General features: G+C 54.7%; 16 protein-coding genes. 14 read left to right on the forward strand and 2 right to left on the reverse strand.

Annotation, left to right across the window (positions count from 1 at the left end; all coding sequences use genetic code 11):
* Positions 1-74: 74 nt before the first annotated feature.
* From flgB to flgL, 11 genes are all read left to right on the forward strand, one after another.
* On the forward strand, positions 75-491 hold the full coding sequence (flgB, locus tag OGY62_RS13140) for a flagellar basal body rod protein FlgB (RefSeq protein WP_012132848.1): 417 nt from the start codon (positions 75-77) through the stop codon (positions 489-491).
* Between the two features lie 3 nt (positions 492-494).
* Entirely contained in the window at positions 495-899 is a 405-nt protein-coding gene (flgC, locus tag OGY62_RS13145) for a flagellar basal body rod protein FlgC (RefSeq protein ID WP_012132847.1), read from the forward strand.
* Positions 900-910: 11 nt separating this feature from the next.
* Positions 911-1,609 carry a flagellar hook assembly protein FlgD gene (flgD, locus tag OGY62_RS13150; RefSeq protein ID WP_012132846.1) on the forward strand — a complete coding sequence of 233 codons (699 nt, stop codon included), beginning with the start codon at positions 911-913 and terminating at the stop codon, positions 1,607-1,609.
* A 26-nt stretch (positions 1,610-1,635) separates the two neighbouring features.
* Complete coding sequence (flgE, locus tag OGY62_RS13155) at positions 1,636-2,841, forward strand: flagellar hook protein FlgE (protein ID WP_012132845.1); 1,206 nt, start codon at positions 1,636-1,638, stop codon at positions 2,839-2,841.
* A 20-nt stretch (positions 2,842-2,861) separates the two neighbouring features.
* Positions 2,862-3,617, forward strand: a complete 756-nt coding sequence (gene flgF, locus OGY62_RS13160; RefSeq protein WP_012132844.1) for a flagellar basal-body rod protein FlgF — start codon at positions 2,862-2,864, stop codon at positions 3,615-3,617.
* 13 nt (positions 3,618-3,630) lie between these two features.
* Positions 3,631-4,413, forward strand: a complete 783-nt coding sequence (gene flgG / locus OGY62_RS13165) for a flagellar basal-body rod protein FlgG (RefSeq protein ID WP_012132843.1) — start codon at positions 3,631-3,633, stop codon at positions 4,411-4,413.
* 54 nt (positions 4,414-4,467) lie between these two features.
* Positions 4,468-5,166 (forward strand): flagellar basal body L-ring protein FlgH, encoded by a 699-nt coding sequence (gene flgH, locus OGY62_RS13170; protein ID WP_024130441.1) that lies wholly within the window; start codon positions 4,468-4,470, stop codon positions 5,164-5,166.
* A 12-nt stretch (positions 5,167-5,178) separates the two neighbouring features.
* A complete protein-coding gene (locus tag OGY62_RS13175; RefSeq protein WP_012132841.1) occupies positions 5,179-6,276 on the forward strand; it encodes a flagellar basal body P-ring protein FlgI in 1,098 nt (365 codons plus the stop codon).
* The gene (flgJ, locus tag OGY62_RS13180) at positions 6,276-7,226 is read left to right on the forward strand and encodes a flagellar assembly peptidoglycan hydrolase FlgJ (protein WP_286460071.1); all 951 of its coding nucleotides are present in this window, start codon (positions 6,276-6,278) and stop codon (positions 7,224-7,226) included. Before OGY62_RS13175 ends, flgJ begins: the two co-directional genes overlap by 1 nt.
* 64 nt (positions 7,227-7,290) lie before the next feature.
* Complete coding sequence (gene flgK, locus OGY62_RS13185) at positions 7,291-8,925, forward strand: flagellar hook-associated protein FlgK (RefSeq protein ID WP_115626606.1); 1,635 nt, start codon at positions 7,291-7,293, stop codon at positions 8,923-8,925.
* Positions 8,926-8,940: 15 nt separating this feature from the next.
* Entirely contained in the window at positions 8,941-9,894 is a 954-nt protein-coding gene (gene flgL / locus OGY62_RS13190; RefSeq protein ID WP_115626607.1) for a flagellar hook-associated protein FlgL, read from the forward strand.
* A 162-nt stretch (positions 9,895-10,056) separates the two neighbouring features.
* Here flgL and rne read toward each other — a convergent pair whose 3' ends face one another.
* Entirely contained in the window at positions 10,057-13,254 is a 3,198-nt protein-coding gene (gene rne, locus OGY62_RS13195; protein ID WP_286460072.1) for a ribonuclease E, read from the reverse strand.
* A 687-nt stretch (positions 13,255-13,941) separates the two neighbouring features.
* Here rne and rluC point away from each other — a divergent pair.
* On the forward strand, positions 13,942-14,895 hold the full coding sequence (gene rluC / locus OGY62_RS13200; RefSeq protein WP_012132836.1) for a 23S rRNA pseudouridine(955/2504/2580) synthase RluC: 954 nt from the start codon (positions 13,942-13,944) through the stop codon (positions 14,893-14,895).
* A gap of 157 nt (positions 14,896-15,052) precedes the next feature.
* Here rluC and OGY62_RS13205 read toward each other — a convergent pair whose 3' ends face one another.
* On the reverse strand, positions 15,053-15,637 hold the full coding sequence (locus tag OGY62_RS13205; RefSeq protein WP_012132833.1) for a Maf family protein: 585 nt from the start codon (positions 15,635-15,637) through the stop codon (positions 15,053-15,055).
* Positions 15,638-15,835: 198 nt separating this feature from the next.
* On the opposite strand from OGY62_RS13205, the gene yceD reads away from it, so the two are divergent.
* Entirely contained in the window at positions 15,836-16,357 is a 522-nt protein-coding gene (yceD, locus tag OGY62_RS13210) for a 23S rRNA accumulation protein YceD (RefSeq protein WP_012132832.1), read from the forward strand.
* A gap of 16 nt (positions 16,358-16,373) precedes the next feature.
* On the forward strand, positions 16,374-16,547 hold the full coding sequence (rpmF, locus tag OGY62_RS13215; protein WP_000290727.1) for a 50S ribosomal protein L32: 174 nt from the start codon (positions 16,374-16,376) through the stop codon (positions 16,545-16,547).
* Positions 16,548-16,605: the final 58 nt, after the last annotated feature.

The raw sequence follows: 16,605 nt of genomic DNA on the forward strand, positions 1-16,605 counted from the left end.
CGTTTATTCCGGCGATAACGCGCGCGTGATGGGATTTAAGCTGTCGGCTGAATTTTGTCATTTGCGGAGGAGATATGCTCGATAAGCTCGATGCCGCCTTACGTTTTCAACAGGAAGCGCTGAATCTGCGCGCTCAACGCCAGGAGGTGTTGGCCGCCAATATCGCTAACGCCGACACCCCTGGGTATCAGGCGCGTGATATGGATTTCGCCAGCGAACTCAAAAAAGTCATGGTGCGTGGCCGGGAAGAAACCGGCGGGATCGCGTTGAAGCTCACCTCTGCACAACACATTCCGGCCCAGACCGTCGCGTCTCCTTCGGTGGATCTGCTCTACCGTATTCCTGACCAGCCGTCCCTTGATGGCAATACCGTCGATATGGACCGCGAGCGTACGCAGTTTGCGGATAACAGTCTGAAATACCAGACGGGCCTCACCGTGTTGGGTGGACAAATCAAAGGCATGATGAATGTGCTACAGGGAGGAAACTAATTCGTGGCGCTGTTAAACATTTTTGATATTGCCGGGTCGGCGCTCACCGCGCAGTCCAAACGTCTTAACGTGGCGGCCAGTAACCTGGCGAACGCCGATAGCGTCACCGGGCCGGACGGTCAACCGTATCGCGCTAAACAGGTGGTCTTTCAGGTAGACGCGGCGCCAGGGGCGGCAACCGGTGGGGTAAAAGTGGCGGACGTCATTGAAAGTCAGGCGCCGGACAAACTGGTGTATGAGCCTGGCAACCCGCTGGCGGACGCCAATGGGTACGTAAAAATGCCTAATGTGGACGTGGTCGGTGAAATGGTCAACACCATGTCAGCCTCGCGCAGCTATCAGGCAAACGTCGAAGTTCTTAATACCGTGAAAAGCATGATGCTTAAAACGCTGACATTAGGCCAGTAAAGGAGGCGCGTATGTCTATTGCCGTAAATATGAATGACTCGACCAACTCGGGAGTCGCATCCACCAGCAGTGGCAGTTCGCTGACGGGAAGCAGCGCGAGTGATTTACAAAGCAGCTTCCTGACATTGCTGGTCGCGCAGTTGAAGAATCAGGACCCGACCAACCCACTGCAAAACAACGAGCTGACCACGCAACTGGCGCAGATCAGCACCGTTAGCGGAATTGAAAAACTGAACACCACGCTGGGCGCGATTTCCGGGCAGATCGACAACAGCCAGTCGCTACAGGCCAGCACCCTGATTGGTCATGGCGTCATGATCCCCGGCACCACCATTCTGGCCGGTACGGGCACCGAAGAGGGCGCGACCATCACCACGACGCCGTTTGGCGTGGAGTTGCAGCAGGCAGCGGATAAAGTCACCGCCACCATTACCGACAAAGACGGCAAGGTGGTGCGCACGATCAATATCGGCGAGCTGAAGGCTGGCGTTCATACCTTTACCTGGGACGGTACGTTGGAGGATGGCACAAGCGCGCCAAACGGTTCCTATAACGTCGCGATCGCCGCCAGCAACGGCAGTACGCAGCTTGTGGCGCAACCGCTTCAGTTTGCGCTGGTTCAGGGGGTTATCCGCAACAGTAGCGGTAATACCCTGGATTTAGGGACCTACGGAACCACCACACTCGACGAAGTACGGCAGATCATTTAAGCCTTTACACTTATCAGGAGTAAGTCATGGCCTTTTCTCAAGCGGTCAGCGGTCTGAACGCAGCAGCGACCAACCTCGATGTTATTGGTAATAACATCGCCAACTCCGCCACCTACGGGTTTAAATCCGGTACGGCGTCTTTTGCTGATATGTTCGCGGGCTCCAAAGTGGGCCTGGGCGTTAAAGTCGCCGGGATTACCCAGGACTTTACCGACGGCACTACCACCAACACCGGGCGTGGTCTGGATGTCGCGATTAGCCAGAACGGTTTCTTCCGTCTGGTTGACAGCAACGGCTCCGTTTTCTACAGCCGTAACGGCCAGTTCAAACTGGATGAGAACCGCAATCTGGTTAACATGCAGGGGCTGCAACTGACCGGCTATCCGGCAACCGGAACGCCGCCGACGATCCAGCAGGGTGCCAACCCAGGCCCGATCACCATCCCGAACACCCTGATGGCCGCGAAGGCGACTACCACGGCGTCTATGCAGATCAACCTTAACTCCAGCGATGAACTGCCGTCGAAAACGCCGTTTGATCCGAGCGATGCGGATTCCTACAACAAAAAGGGTACCGTTACCGTTTTTGACAGTCAGGGTAATGCCCATGATGTGAATGTGTTCTTTGTTAAGACGCAGGACAACACCTGGGAAGTTCACACCATGGACAGCAGCGATCCAACCGCGACGCCGACGTTGTCTACCACGATGGAATTCAATGAAAACGGGATGCTGGTTTCTGGTGGTTCCGCCAATATCGTCACTGGCGCAATTAATGGTGCGGACCCAGCCTCTTTCTCCCTGAGCTTCCTGAACTCCATGCAGCAGAACACTGGTGCGAACAACATCGTCGCGACCAACCAGAACGGCTATAAGCCGGGTGATCTGGTGAGCTATCAGATCAACGATGACGGCACCGTAGTGGGTAACTATTCCAACGAACAAACGCAGGTTCTGGGGCAGATCGTGCTGGCTAACTTCGCCAACAATGAAGGTCTGGCTTCTCAGGGCGATAACGTCTGGGCGGCGACGCAGGCTTCAGGCGTTGCGCTGCTTGGTACGGCGGGTACGGGTAACTTCGGTAAGTTGACCAACGGCGCGCTGGAATCCTCAAACGTGGATTTGAGTAAAGAGCTGGTGAATATGATCGTCGCGCAGCGTAACTATCAGTCAAACGCGCAGACCATCAAAACCCAGGATCAGATCCTCAACACCCTGGTTAACCTGCGCTAAGCGCCTGACGGGATGGCTTAATGGATCACGCAATATATACCGCCATGGGCGCGGCCAGTCAGACGCTTAATCAACAAGCGGTGACGGCCAGCAACCTGGCGAACGCCTCCACGCCGGGTTTTCGTGCGCAACTTAATGCGTTGCGCGCGGTGCCGGTGGAAGGTCTCTCTTTACCGACGCGTACGCTGGTGGCTGCGTCCACGCCGGGAGCCGATATGACGCCCGGGCAGATGGATTACACCTCGCGCCCGCTGGATGTGGCGCTGCAACAGGATGGCTGGCTGGTTGTTCAGACCGCTGATGGTAACGAGGGATACACCCGTAACGGCAGCATTCAGGTAGACCCGACCGGGCAACTGACAATTCAGGGGCATCCGGTTATCGGTGAAGCCGGGCCGATTGCCGTTCCTGAAGGTTCAGAAATCACTATCGCGGCAGACGGGACTATCTCTGCGCTTAACCCTGGCGATCCGGCCAATACCGTCGCACCGGTAGGACGTCTGAAGCTGGTGAAAGCGCTTGGCAGCGAAGTGCAACGCGGCGATGACGGTATGTTCCGTTTAAGCGCGGCGACACAGGCTGCGCGTGGCCCGGTGTTGCAGGCTGACCCGTCCATTCGCGTGATGTCTGGCGTACTGGAGGGCAGTAACGTGAATGCGGTGTCCGCCATGAGCGATATGATCGCTAACGCCCGCCGTTTTGAAATGCAGATGAAGGTTATCAGCAGCGTGGATGACAATGCCGGGCGCGCTAACCAACTGCTGTCGATGAGTTAATACAGGACATTTTATGATCAGTTCATTATGGATCGCCAAAACCGGCCTGGACGCGCAGCAAACCAACATGGATGTGATTGCCAACAACCTGGCAAACGTCAGCACCAATGGTTTTAAGCGTCAACGCGCGGTGTTTGAAGACCTGCTGTACCAGACGATTCGTCAGCCTGGCGCGCAGTCGTCAGAACAGACGACCTTACCTTCTGGTCTGCAAATCGGTACGGGCGTTCGCCCGGTCGCCACCGAGCGTCTGCATAGTCAGGGTAACCTGTCTCAGACCAACAACAGTAAAGATGTCGCCATCAAAGGGCAGGGCTTCTTTCAGGTGATGCTGCCGGATGGCACTTCTGCTTATACCCGTGACGGTTCTTTCCAGGTGGATCAGAATGGCCAACTGGTCACGGCGGGCGGCTTCCAGGTACAGCCAGCGATCACCATTCCGGCGAACTCGCTGAGCATCACCGTGGGTCGCGATGGCGTGGTAAGCGTAACTCAGCAGGGGCAGGCCGCGCCGGTACAGGTGGGGCAGCTTAACCTGACCACGTTCATGAACGATACGGGTCTGGAAAGCATTGGTGAAAACCTGTACACCGAAACGCAATCCTCGGGTGCGCCGAATGAGAGTACGCCAGGGCTTAACGGTGCGGGTCTGCTGTATCAGGGCTATGTCGAAACCTCTAACGTAAACGTGGCGGAAGAACTGGTGAATATGATCCAGGTTCAGCGCGCTTACGAAATTAACAGCAAAGCGGTATCGACTACCGATCAGATGCTGCAAAAACTGACGCAACTCTAAGTGTCGTCCGGTGAGGGAAACCTCACCGGCACACTGATTTTGAAGATGAAGGCAATGCAAAAATACGCTGCGCACCATTACCCGATTATGGCCCTGCTGGTGGTTTCACTGACAGGATGTGCCTGGATACCTTCCACACCGCTCGTGCAGGGCGCGACCACTGCACAGCCCATACCGGGCCCGACTCCGGTGGCGAATGGTTCCATTTTTCAGTCTGCGCAGCCGATCAACTATGGCTATCAGCCGCTGTTTGAAGACCGACGTCCACGCAATATCGGCGATACGCTGACGATTGTATTGCAGGAAAACGTCAGCGCCAGTAAGAGCTCCTCCGCCAATGCCAGCCGTGATGGTAAAACCAACTTCGGCTTTGATACGGTTCCTCGTTATTTGCAGGGATTGTTCGGCAACGCGCGTGCAGATATGGAAGCCTCTGGCGGGAACTCCTTCAACGGTAAAGGCGGCGCGAACGCCAGCAATACCTTTAGCGGCACGCTGACCGTGACCGTCGATCAGGTACTGGCAAATGGCAATTTACACGTCGTGGGTGAAAAACAGATCGCCATTAATCAGGGCACTGAGTTCATCCGCTTCTCCGGGGTCGTGAACCCACGCACCATCAGCGGCAGCAACTCCGTTCCGTCAACACAGGTTGCGGATGCGCGCATTGAATATGTCGGCAACGGCTATATCAACGAGGCGCAAAATATGGGTTGGCTGCAACGTTTCTTCCTTAACTTGTCGCCGATGTAAGCGAGGTCTCCAGTGTTTAAATCTCTTGTTGGAATTGTACTGATACTGGCAACCACCCTGGCGCATGCCGATCGTATTCGGGATCTGACCAGCGTGCAGGGGGTGCGGGAAAACTCGCTGATTGGTTACGGGCTGGTGGTCGGCCTGGACGGGACGGGCGACCAGACGACCCAGACGCCCTTTACCACCCAGACGCTGAATAACATGCTGTCTCAGTTGGGGATCACCGTCCCGACGGGCACCAATATGCAGTTGAAAAACGTTGCGGCGGTAATGGTCACTGCGCAATTTCCGGCATTCGGTCGCCAGGGGCAAACGATCGACGTGGTGGTGTCCTCAATGGGGAACGCGAAAAGTCTGCGCGGCGGTACATTGCTGATGACGCCGCTGAAAGGGGTCGATAGCCAGGTGTATGCCCTGGCGCAGGGAAATATTTTAGTCGGCGGCGCAGGGGCGTCTGCGGGCGGCAGCAGCGTACAGGTTAACCAGCTCAATGGCGGGCGTATCACCAATGGCGCAATTATTGAACGCGAGCTGCCCAGCCAGTTTGGCGGCGGAAATACCCTCAATCTGCAACTGAACAACGAAGACTTCGCAATGGCGCAGCAGATCACTGACACCATCAACCGCGCCCGTGGCTATGGCAGTGCGACCGCGCTGGATGCGCGCACGATTCAGGTTCGCGTACCCAGCGGCAACAGCTCGCAGGTCCGTTTCCTGGCGGATATCCAGAATCTGGAGGTGAACGTCACACCACAGGACGCGAAGGTGGTGATTAACTCCCGTACCGGTTCCGTGGTGATGAACCGTGAAGTGACGCTGGACAGCTGCGCCGTCGCGCAAGGCAATTTGTCCGTAACGGTGAATCGCCAGGCGAACGTCAGCCAGCCGGACACGCCGTTTGGCGGGGGGCAGACGGTCGTCACGCCACAAACGCAGATTGATTTACGTCAGAGCGGCGGTTCGCTGCAAAGCGTCCGTTCCAGCGCCAACCTGAACAACGTCGTCCGCGCGCTGAATGCGCTGGGCGCCACGCCGATGGATCTGATGTCCATCCTGCAATCCATGCAGAGCGCGGGTTGTCTGCGCGCCAAACTGGAAATTATCTGATGATTGGTGACAGCAAACTGTTGGCCAGCGCGGCCTGGGATGCGCAATCGCTCAATGAGCTGAAAGCCAAAGCGGGGCAAGATCCGGCGGCGAATATCCGCCCGGTCGCTCGTCAGGTTGAAGGGATGTTTGTGCAGATGATGCTGAAAAGCATGCGTGAAGCGCTGCCGAAAGACGGCATATTCAGCAGCGATCAAACGCGACTGTACACCAGCATGTATGACCAGCAGATTGCGCAGCAGATGACCGCCGGTAAAGGGTTGGGACTGGCGGAGATGATGGTCAGGCAGATGACCGAGGGGCAGACGCAGCCTGCGGAAGACGCGCCGCAGGTGCCAATGAAGTTCCCTCTGGAAACGGTGACCAGCTATCAAAATCAGGCGCTGACGCAGCTGGTGCGTAAGGCGATGCCAAAAGCGCCGGAAAATAATGATGAGCCGCTGTCCGGCGACAGCAAAGACTTCCTGGCCCAGCTTTCGCTTCCGGCACGCCTGGCAAGTGAACAAAGCGGCGTGCCGCATCATCTGATTCTGGCGCAGGCGGCGCTGGAGTCGGGATGGGGTCAGCGACAGATCCGCCGTGAAAATGGCGAGCCGAGCTTTAACCTGTTTGGTATTAAGGCCTCGTCCAACTGGAAGGGGCCGGTAACAGAGATCACCACCACCGAATATGAGAACGGCGAAGCGAAGAAGGTAAAAGCGAAATTCCGCGTTTACAGCTCCTATCTGGAGGCGCTATCGGATTATGTGGGGCTGCTGACCCGTAACCCGCGCTATGCCGCGGTGACCGCCGCGTCTACCGCTGAACAGGGCGCACAGGCGTTACAAAATGCCGGTTATGCAACCGATCCTGACTATGCGCGTAAATTAACCAACATGATTCAACAGCTGAAATCCATGAGCGACAAGGTGAGCAAAACGTACAGTGCGAATCTCGACAATCTCTTTTAAATAGCTCAAGTCCAGAAACCTGCTGCCGATAATAACCAGTATTGAAGGATTACAAGGAACCTCCATGTCCAGCTTAATTAACAACGCCATGAGCGGACTTAGCGCAGCCCAGGCTGCGTTAAATACTGCCAGTAATAACATCTCCAGCTATAACGTTGCCGGGTATACCCGACAGACGACGATTATGGCGCAGGCCAACAGTACGCTGGGAGCGGGCGGTTGGGTCGGTAATGGCGTCTACGTTTCTGGCGTACAGCGTGAGTATGATTCTTTTATTACCAATCAGTTACGCGCAGCGCAGAATCAGAGCAGTGGTTTGACCGTGCGGTATGAGCAAATGTCGAAAATTGATAACCTGCTCTCCAGTACCACCAGCTCAATTTCGACCTCCTTGCAGGATTTCTTCTCCAGCCTGCAAACGCTGGTCAGCAACGCGGAGGATCCGGCGGCGCGTCAGGCGCTTATCGGTAAAGCCGACGGCCTGGTAAACCAGTTTAAAACGACCGATCAGTACCTGCGCGATCAGGATAAGCAGGTCAATATTGCCATTGGCTCCAGCGTTGAGCAGATCAATAATTACACGAAGCAGATCGCCAGCCTGAACGATCAGATTTCCCGTCTGACCGGGGTGGGCGCGGGCGCTTCACCGAACGATCTTCTCGACCAACGCGACCAACTGGTGAGTGAGCTGAACCAGATTGTTGGTGTGGAAGTTAGCGTCCAGGACGGCGGCACCTATAACCTGACGATGGCGAATGGCTATACCCTGGTGCAGGGCAGCAGTGCTCGTCAACTGGCCGCGGTGCCGTCCAGCGCCGATCCGTCACGCACCACGGTCGCCTATGTTGATGCGACTGCCGGAAACGTTGAAATTCCAGAAAAATTGCTCAATAGCGGCTCGCTTGGCGGGTTGCTGACGTTCCGCTCTCAGGATCTGGATCAGACTCGCAATACCCTCAACCAGCTGGCGCTGGCCTTTGCCGAAGCGTTTAATGCCCAGCATAAACAGGGATATGATGCCAATGGCGATCAGGGCGAGGACTTCTTTTCCATCGGTAAACCGTCCGTATTGAGTAATGCGAAAAATACGGGTAGCGGAACCTTGTCTGCGGAAGTCACCGACAGTTCCGCAGTACAGGCTACCAATTATAAGCTGGTATTTGATGGTCAGGACTGGCAGGTCACGCGCTTGTCAGACAACACCAGCTTTAAGGCGGTTGAAACCAACGGGAAACTGACGTTTGACGGGCTGGAAGTGACGGTCGGGGCAGGGGCAAATGTGAATGACAGCTTTACCCTGAAGCCGGTTAGCGATGCCATTGTGAACATGAACGTACTGGTGACTGATGAATCCAAAATCGCAATGGCCTCTGATGCTGATGCGGGTGAAAGTGATAACCGTAACGGTCAGGCACTGCTGGATTTACAAACCCAGAAAACGGTAGGCAATAAGTCCTTTAATGATGCTTACGCGACGCTGGTCAGCGATGTGGGGAACAAAACCGCCACGTTGAAAACCAGCAGCACGGCGCAGGGCAATGTCGTGACTCAATTGTACAACCAGCAGCAATCGATTTCCGGCGTTAACCTTGATGAAGAATACGGCAACCTGCAACGCTACCAACAGTACTACCTGGCAAACGCCCAGGTGCTGCAAACCGCGAATACGCTGTTTGATGCGCTGTTGGGCATTCGCTAAGGGAGAGGAGGATAAATGCGTATCAGTACCCAGATGATGTACCAGCAGAATATGCGTGGTATCACCAATTCCCAGGCTGAATGGATGAAGTACGGTGAACAGATGTCCACCGGTAAGCGCGTGATTAATCCATCTGACGATCCTGTCGCTGCTTCTCAGGCTATTGTACTTGCTCAGGCCCAGGCTCAGAACAGTCAGTATGCGCTGGCACGTACCTTTGCCACTCAGAAAGTGTCGCTGGAAGAAAACGTGCTAAGCCAGGTGACTACTTCGATTCAAACGGCGCAGGAAAAAATCGTTAACGCCGCTAACGGCACTTTAAGCGACGATGACCGTGCCTCGCTGGCGATCGAACTACAGGGGGTTCGCGATCAGTTAATGAACCTGGCCAATAGCACCGACGGCAACGGTCGTTACATTTTCGCGGGCTATAAAACTGAAAAAGCGCCGTTTGATCAGGCGAATGGTGACTATAGCGGGGGCACTGAAAACATCATCCAACAAGTTGATGTTTCGCGTACGATGGTAATTGGCCATACGGGCGATCAGATTTTTAATCGTATTACCAGTAATGCTGTACCGGAGCCTGATAACAGCGCCTCAGAAACCAACCTGTTTGCGATGCTGGATACGGCCATTGCAGCGCTGAATACGCCAGTTGCCGGCGATGATGTGAAGAAAGCGGAAGCCGATGCGGCGATTGATAAAACGAATCGCGGTTTAAGAAATTCACTTAATAACGTCCTGACCGTTCGTGCGGAACTGGGAACGCAATTGAGTGAGCTGGATTCCCTGGATTCATTGGGAAGCGAGCGCGCACTGGGTCAGGCGCAGCAGATGAGCGATCTGGTCGATGTGGACTGGAATGCGGCCATCTCGTCGTATGTAATGCAACAGGCTGCGTTACAGGCGTCCTATAAAGCGTTTAGCGATATGCAAGGAATGTCTCTGTTTCAGTTGAACAGATAGCACATGTTTTGAAACATATCATGAAACTGGGTATGTTTTGTCTGCCCGCTCCCTTCACCCCGGAGCGGGCATTTTTTTGCCCGGAAAACAGATAACGGGCACCGATTGCAGGTACAAAAAAGCCGACCCGCAGGTCGGCTTATCTTTAACATCGCGTTCAGCTTATTCTACAGGCTGCGGGCGCGTGGCTGGTGCGGCGGCCTGATGCGTTGCGCTATGACCACCCGCCGCACCTTTACCTTCAAAGATGAAGGCAGGGCGCTGCCAGTCGCTGTGATGTGGCGCTTCCGGGACATATTCCGGCGCAGGCGCGCGGGTCATCGGCGCACTGGCGTGGCTGACGGGTTTCTCCCCGGTTGTTACCGCGCTTTCTGACACGGTTTCAGCAACGGCAACGGCGACAGGCGCAGCGACAATCTCTTCCGGTTCAGCGGCAACAACGACAGGTTCAACCGTTTCTTTAACGATCTCTTCCGGTTCGGCGATGACAACGTCAGCGGATTCTTCAGCCGTCGTGGTTTCCTGAACGTCAGCGACAGGTTCCGCTTGTGCAGCGACTTCCTGCGCAACAGGGACGTCAGCCTCTGCAATCACCTGAGGTTGTTCTTCAACCGGGGTGGCAATTACTTCAGGATGCGTTGTTTCCACAGTAGCGGGCTGAGGTTCAGCGACAACGGTTTCAGTTTGAACCGGTGCGTCTACAACCTGTTCGGCTGCGGCAGCGACGACCTGCGGCTCTACTGCAACTGGCTGAGCTTGTACGGTCCCTTCTTCGTGCTGTGCTTCAACCTGCGTATCCTGAGGACGGGCGACAGGGTAGCGAATCCACACTTTGCCAGACGCCATTTCCGGTGAAGCGCAAGCGACGGTTAACGGCATTGGCGATTGAAGCGGGTAACGCTCATCGCGGTAGCGACGACGGCGCTGGCCGCTGACGCGCAGGTGGCGAGGAGAACGACGGGAGCGACGCGGCATTCCTGCGTTATCACGCGCTTCGCCGTTTTCTTCCTGCTCTGCTGGCGCAACGTCTGCGATCGCTGGCAGGTCAACTTTCGCCAGTTCAGTACGCTGAGCAGGCGCGCTTTGCGTAGCAGGCTGGGCGGCGACAGCGTCTTCGACGACTGGCGTTGCGACAGCTTCTGCTTCAGAGGTTGCAGAGTCTGTGTAACGAACTTTCTGGCTCAGCTGACGCTGTTTGCGGCGAGGCTGCGGCTGACGAACGCGTTCTTCCTGTTCTGTTTCCTGAGCCGGTTGCTCATCCAGATTCAGCGCCTTGACTTCTTGCTGCGCCTGACGTTTTTCATCGTTGCGACGACGGTTGCGTTCACGACGCGGCGTCTGCTGCTCGTCACCGGACTTCGCCTTATCGGCAACGTCGTTAGACTGCTGGCGGTTGTCACGCGCTTCTGCGTTCTGCTGCTGTGCCTGACGACGGTTACGACGGTTGTCATCACGGTTTTCACCGCCTTCAGCGCGGTTGTCGCGATTATCACGGTTGTCACGGCGATCGTTACGGTCGCGGCGATTATTCTGGCGAGACTTACGACGATCCTGCTGACGCTCCGGTTTTTCCTCTGCTTTCGGTGCAGGTTGTTCAACCGGCTTGGCGACTTCGCTGCCGCTGAACATGTTTTTCAGCGCGCCGAAGAAGCGGGTAAGCAGACCTGGCTGTGCAGGCGCAGTGGCAACGGCTTTCGGTGCTGCCGTCGCTGCTTTCACCGCAGGTTCTGCTGGCGTCGGCGCAGGCGGCACTTCTGGCATTGCGAAGGTCGCCAGTGCTGGCTGCTCAGGACGTTTTCGCTCGGCGTACTCTTCTTCAGAAGGCAACGCCATCGCTTCTTCATGCAGTTTCGGCAGCATGTAGCTCAGGGTTGGCGTTTCTTCCCCTTTACGTACGCGCAGAACGGAGTAGTGCGGCGTTTCCATCTGATCGTTTGGTACGATCACGCAGCGCACGCCATCCTGGCGAGTCTCAATAGCATTAACCGCGGTGCGCTTTTCGTTAAGCAGGTAAGAGGCGATCGGAACCGGAACAATGGCGTGAACTTCCTGGGTATTCTCTTTCAGCGCTTCTTCTTCAATCAGACGCAGAATAGACAGGGAGAGCGATTCGTTGTCGCGGACGGTGCCGGTGCCGCTACAGCGTGGGCAGACGTGATGGCTGGACTCGCCCAGAGACGGGCTGAGACGCTGGCGGGACATCTCCAGCAGGCCAAAACGAGAAATATGGCTAATCTGGATACGCGCACGATCCTGACGTACCGCTTCGCGCAGACGGTTTTCCACCGCGCGCTGGTGGCGTACTGGCGTCATGTCGATGAAGTCGATAACGATCAGGCCGCCGAGGTCGCGCAAGCGCAACTGGCGAGCAATTTCATCGGCCGCTTCCAGGTTTGTGTTAAACGCGGTTTCTTCGATATCGCCGCCGCGTGTGGCACGCGCGGAGTTAATATCAATCGCGGTTAACGCTTCGGTTGTGTCGATAACGATAGAGCCGCCGGAAGGCAGACGCACTTCACGCTGGAAGGCGGATTCAATTTGCGACTCGATCTGGTAGTGGCTGAACAGCGGAATTTCGCCGGTGTAAAGCTTAATCTTGCTGCTGAAATCCGGGCGACCCAACGCCGCGATGTGCTGGCGCGCCAGCTCAAGCACTTTCGGATTATCGATAAGAATTTCGCCGATATCCTGACGTAAGTAGTCACGGAATGCGCGGACGATAACGTTGCTTTCCTGATGGATCAGGAATGGAGCAGGGCGGCTTTCAGCGGCTTTCTGAATCGCTTCCCAGTGTTTCAGGCGGAAGCTCAGGTCCCACTGCAACGCTTCGGCGGATTTGCCGACGCCTGCGGTGCGCACGATAAGCCCCATGCCGTCAGGCAGTTCGAGGCTTGCCAGCGCTTCTTTTAATTCGGTGCGATCGTCGCCTTCAATGCGACGGGAGATGCCGCCCGCGCGCGGGTTGTTCGGCATTAAAACCAGATAGCTCCCTGCCAGACTGATAAACGTCGTCAGCGCAGCGCCTTTGTTGCCGCGTTCTTCTTTATCAATCTGAACAATCACTTCCTGACCTTCGCGCAACACATCTTTAATGTTTGGACGGCCGTGGGCGTTGTAGTTGGCGGGGAAATATTCGCGGGCAATTTCTTTTAACGGGAGGAAACCGTGACGTTCAGCGCCGTAATCAACAAAAGCCGCTTCCAGACTCGGTTCGATACGGGTAATTTTGCCTTTATAGATGTTCGCTTTTTTCTGCTCGTGTCCTGGACTCTCAATGTCCAGGTCGTACAGGCGCTGCCCATCTACAAGGGCAACACGCAACTCTTCCTGCTGAGTTGCGTTGATTAACATTCTTTTCATCGTAACTTACTCATTATTCTTACATTGACGACTAAGCTGCGGGCATAGTAATGCCTTTCCGGGTGTGAACCGATGGCCTCGTGTCTATTCGCGTCGCCAACCTCACGGTTATCGTCTGCTCAAAGAGGCGCAGAGTGTCGGTTGCCTGTATTTCATACGGAAATACAGCGCAATTATCAGGGGAACAGCCTGGGAGTTACTCTCCAGAGAAGATTCCATTATGTTCATCGTCTTTCACGCCGCAGATGCGTTGGCTTTATCTGCTCACCCGGGCATAAGCTCCTGGGGATTCCCAGATTTGCCGCCTTTCTGCAACGCGTAGTACATAGAACATATACCGGTAAGGACTGCAACCCGCAGCCCGCTAACTGCCTGAAAAATCAATACGTCTTACGCCATTGCTGCGTTGATGATCTGTCTGGCAAAATGGGTCATTCCGTAAAATTTCTTGTTTTAACAAGGTTCGACACGGAAACGGTTACATTATTCCACTGCTAACCTTGTTATAGCAAGATGACTTTTACCATTTATCACCCGGTTACTCACAGTTTTTTCACTTCCTCATGGCGATTGGTTTAATAACCAGCAAATTGGTCATGTTGAACGTGAGTAACAGGATATAGAAGTAAATATAAGCATAGAAAAATGAGTGGCGCTAATCCTTATGGCTATTTAGAATCGGCCCCCATGAAAACTGAGACTCCATCCGTAAAAATAGTTGCCATTACTGCCGACGAAGCGGGGCAACGCATCGATAACTTTTTGCGCACGCAACTCAAAGGCGTACCGAAAAGCATGATTTACCGCATTTTGCGTAAAGGCGAAGTGCGGGTGAACAAAAAACGCATCAAACCGGAATATAAGCTCGAAGCCGGGGATGAAGTGCGTATTCCGCCGGTGCGCGTCGCCGAACGCGAAGAAGAGGCCGTTTCGCCGCATTTGCAAAAAGTGGCGGCGCTGGCCGATGTCATTTTGTATGAAGATGACCATATCCTTGTGCTGAACAAACCTTCCGGTACGGCGGTGCATGGCGGAAGCGGGTTGAGCTTCGGCGTTATTGAGGGGCTGCGCGCGTTGCGGCCAGAAGCGCGTTTCCTGGAACTGGTGCATCGTCTGGACCGCGATACCTCTGGCGTACTGCTGGTTGCGAAAAAACGCTCAGCGCTGCGTTCTTTGCATGAGCAACTGCGTGAGAAGGGGATGCAGAAAGATTATCTGGCGCTGGTTCGCGGCCAGTGGCAGTCGCATGTTAAATCGGTACAGGCGCCTTTATTAAAGAATATTCTGCAAAGCGGCGAACGTATTGTACGTGTGAGTCAGGAAGGAAAACCCTCCGAAACGCGCTTTAAAGTTGAAGAGCGCTATGCGTTTGCGACGCTGGTGCGCTGTAGCCCGGTGACGGGACGTACGCATCAGATTCGTGTGCATACGCTGCATGCGGGCCATCCGATCGCGTTTGACGATCGTTACGGCGATCGCGAATTTGATAAGCAGCTTGCGGGAACGGGGCTGTCACGGCTTTTTCTGCACGCGGCAGCGCTGAAGTTTACCCATCCGGGGACTGGCGAGGTGATGCGTATCGAAGCGCCGATGGATAACCAACTCAAGCATTGCCTTCAGGTGTTACGTAACAAAGCCTGATGCGCGTTGCGATATTATCGCGCTAAACCTGTAGGCCGGATAAGACGTACGTCGCCATCCGGCATCTTTACTGATGGCGCTGTGCTTATCAGGCCTACGGGCATTGCTTCGCTGTGGGCCTGATAAGATGTTTTAGCGTCGCCATCAGACGCATCCACTATGCCATCAGCGGGTTCATCTCTTCCCGGCGCAGCATCTGGCACAGCGCAATCAGCGGTAGCCCAATAAGCGTATTGGGATCTCGCCCCTCCAGGCGCTCGAAAAGGGCAATGCCAAGACCTTCGCTTTTAAAACTTCCGGCACAATGCAATGGACGCTCTTTGCGGACATAGTCCTCTATTTCCGTTTCGCTTAAATGGCGGAAATGCACATCAAACGGTTCGACTTCCGTTTGTAAATGTCCGGTTGCAGAATTATAAAGCGCCAGTCCGGTATAAAACGTCACAATATTACCGCTGGCTTTGGTTAATTGCTGGCGCGCTTTTTCTTCGGTTAACGGTTTGCCGGTAATTTCGCCATCCAGAACGCAAATTTGATCGGAGCCAATAATCAGATGATCGGGGAAACGGTGGGCGAGCGATTGTGCTTTCGCCTGTGCGAGGCGAGAGACCAAATGGCGCGGCGCTTCGCCAGACATGGGCGTTTCGTCAACCTCGGGAGCCGCGCACTCGAAAGGGATCGCCAGTTTTTCGAGCAGCGCGCGACGCCAGGGAGAGGTAGAAGCAAGGATGAGACGGGGCATATTTTTTTCCCTCAGATATAGCGTATTAATGAGAGCCATCTTAAACTATGCTCTTCGTCCTTCAAGCATGACATACAGTCACGGTTTGAGCGAAAATAAGTCTGTAACCCGCAATGTGTGCGAATTATTGGCAAAAGGCAACCGCAGGCTGCCTTTTTCTTTGACTCTATGACGTTACAAAGTTAATATGCGCGCCCTATGCAAAAGGTAAAATTACCCCTGACTCTTGATCCGGTTCGTACGGCTCAAAAACGCCTCGATTATGAAGGTATCTATACTTCTGATCTGGTAGAGCGCGTCGCCGATTCTGTAGTCAGTGTGGACAGTGATGTGGAATGCTCCATGTCGTTCGCTATCGATAACCAACGTCTCGCCGTTATTACGGGTGATGCGAAGGTGACGGTATCGCTCGAATGCCAGCGTTGCGGGAAGCCGTTTACCCATCAGGTTCACACAACGTATTGTTTTAGTCCGGTTCGTTCTGACGAACAGGCTGAAGCACTCCCGGAAGCGTATGAGCCGATTGAGGTTAACGAATTCGGTGAAATCGATCTGCTTGCAATGGTTGAAGATGAAATCATCCTCTCCTTGCCGGTAGTTCCGGTGCATGATTCTGAACACTGTGAAGTGTCCGAGGCGGACATGGTCTTTGGTGAATTGCCTGATGAAGCGCAAAAACCAAACCCATTTGCCGTATTAGCCAGCTTAAAGCGTAAGTAATTGAGGAGTAAGGTCCATGGCCGTACAACAGAATAAACCAACCCGTTCCAAACGTGGCATGCGTCGTTCTCATGACGCTCTGACCGCAGTCACCAGCCTGTCTGTAGACAAAACTTCTGGTGAAAAACACCTGCGTCACCACATCACTGCCGACGGTTACTACCGCGGCCGTAAGGTCATCGCTAAGTAATCACGCGCAAGCGTGATGAAGCTTAGTGAGGATTTCCCCGCGTAAGCGGGGAAACACC

The sequence above is a fragment of the Citrobacter sp. CK198 genome (assembly GCF_030333295.1).
Classification (GTDB): Bacteria; Pseudomonadota; Gammaproteobacteria; order Enterobacterales; family Enterobacteriaceae; genus Citrobacter_B; species Citrobacter_B koseri.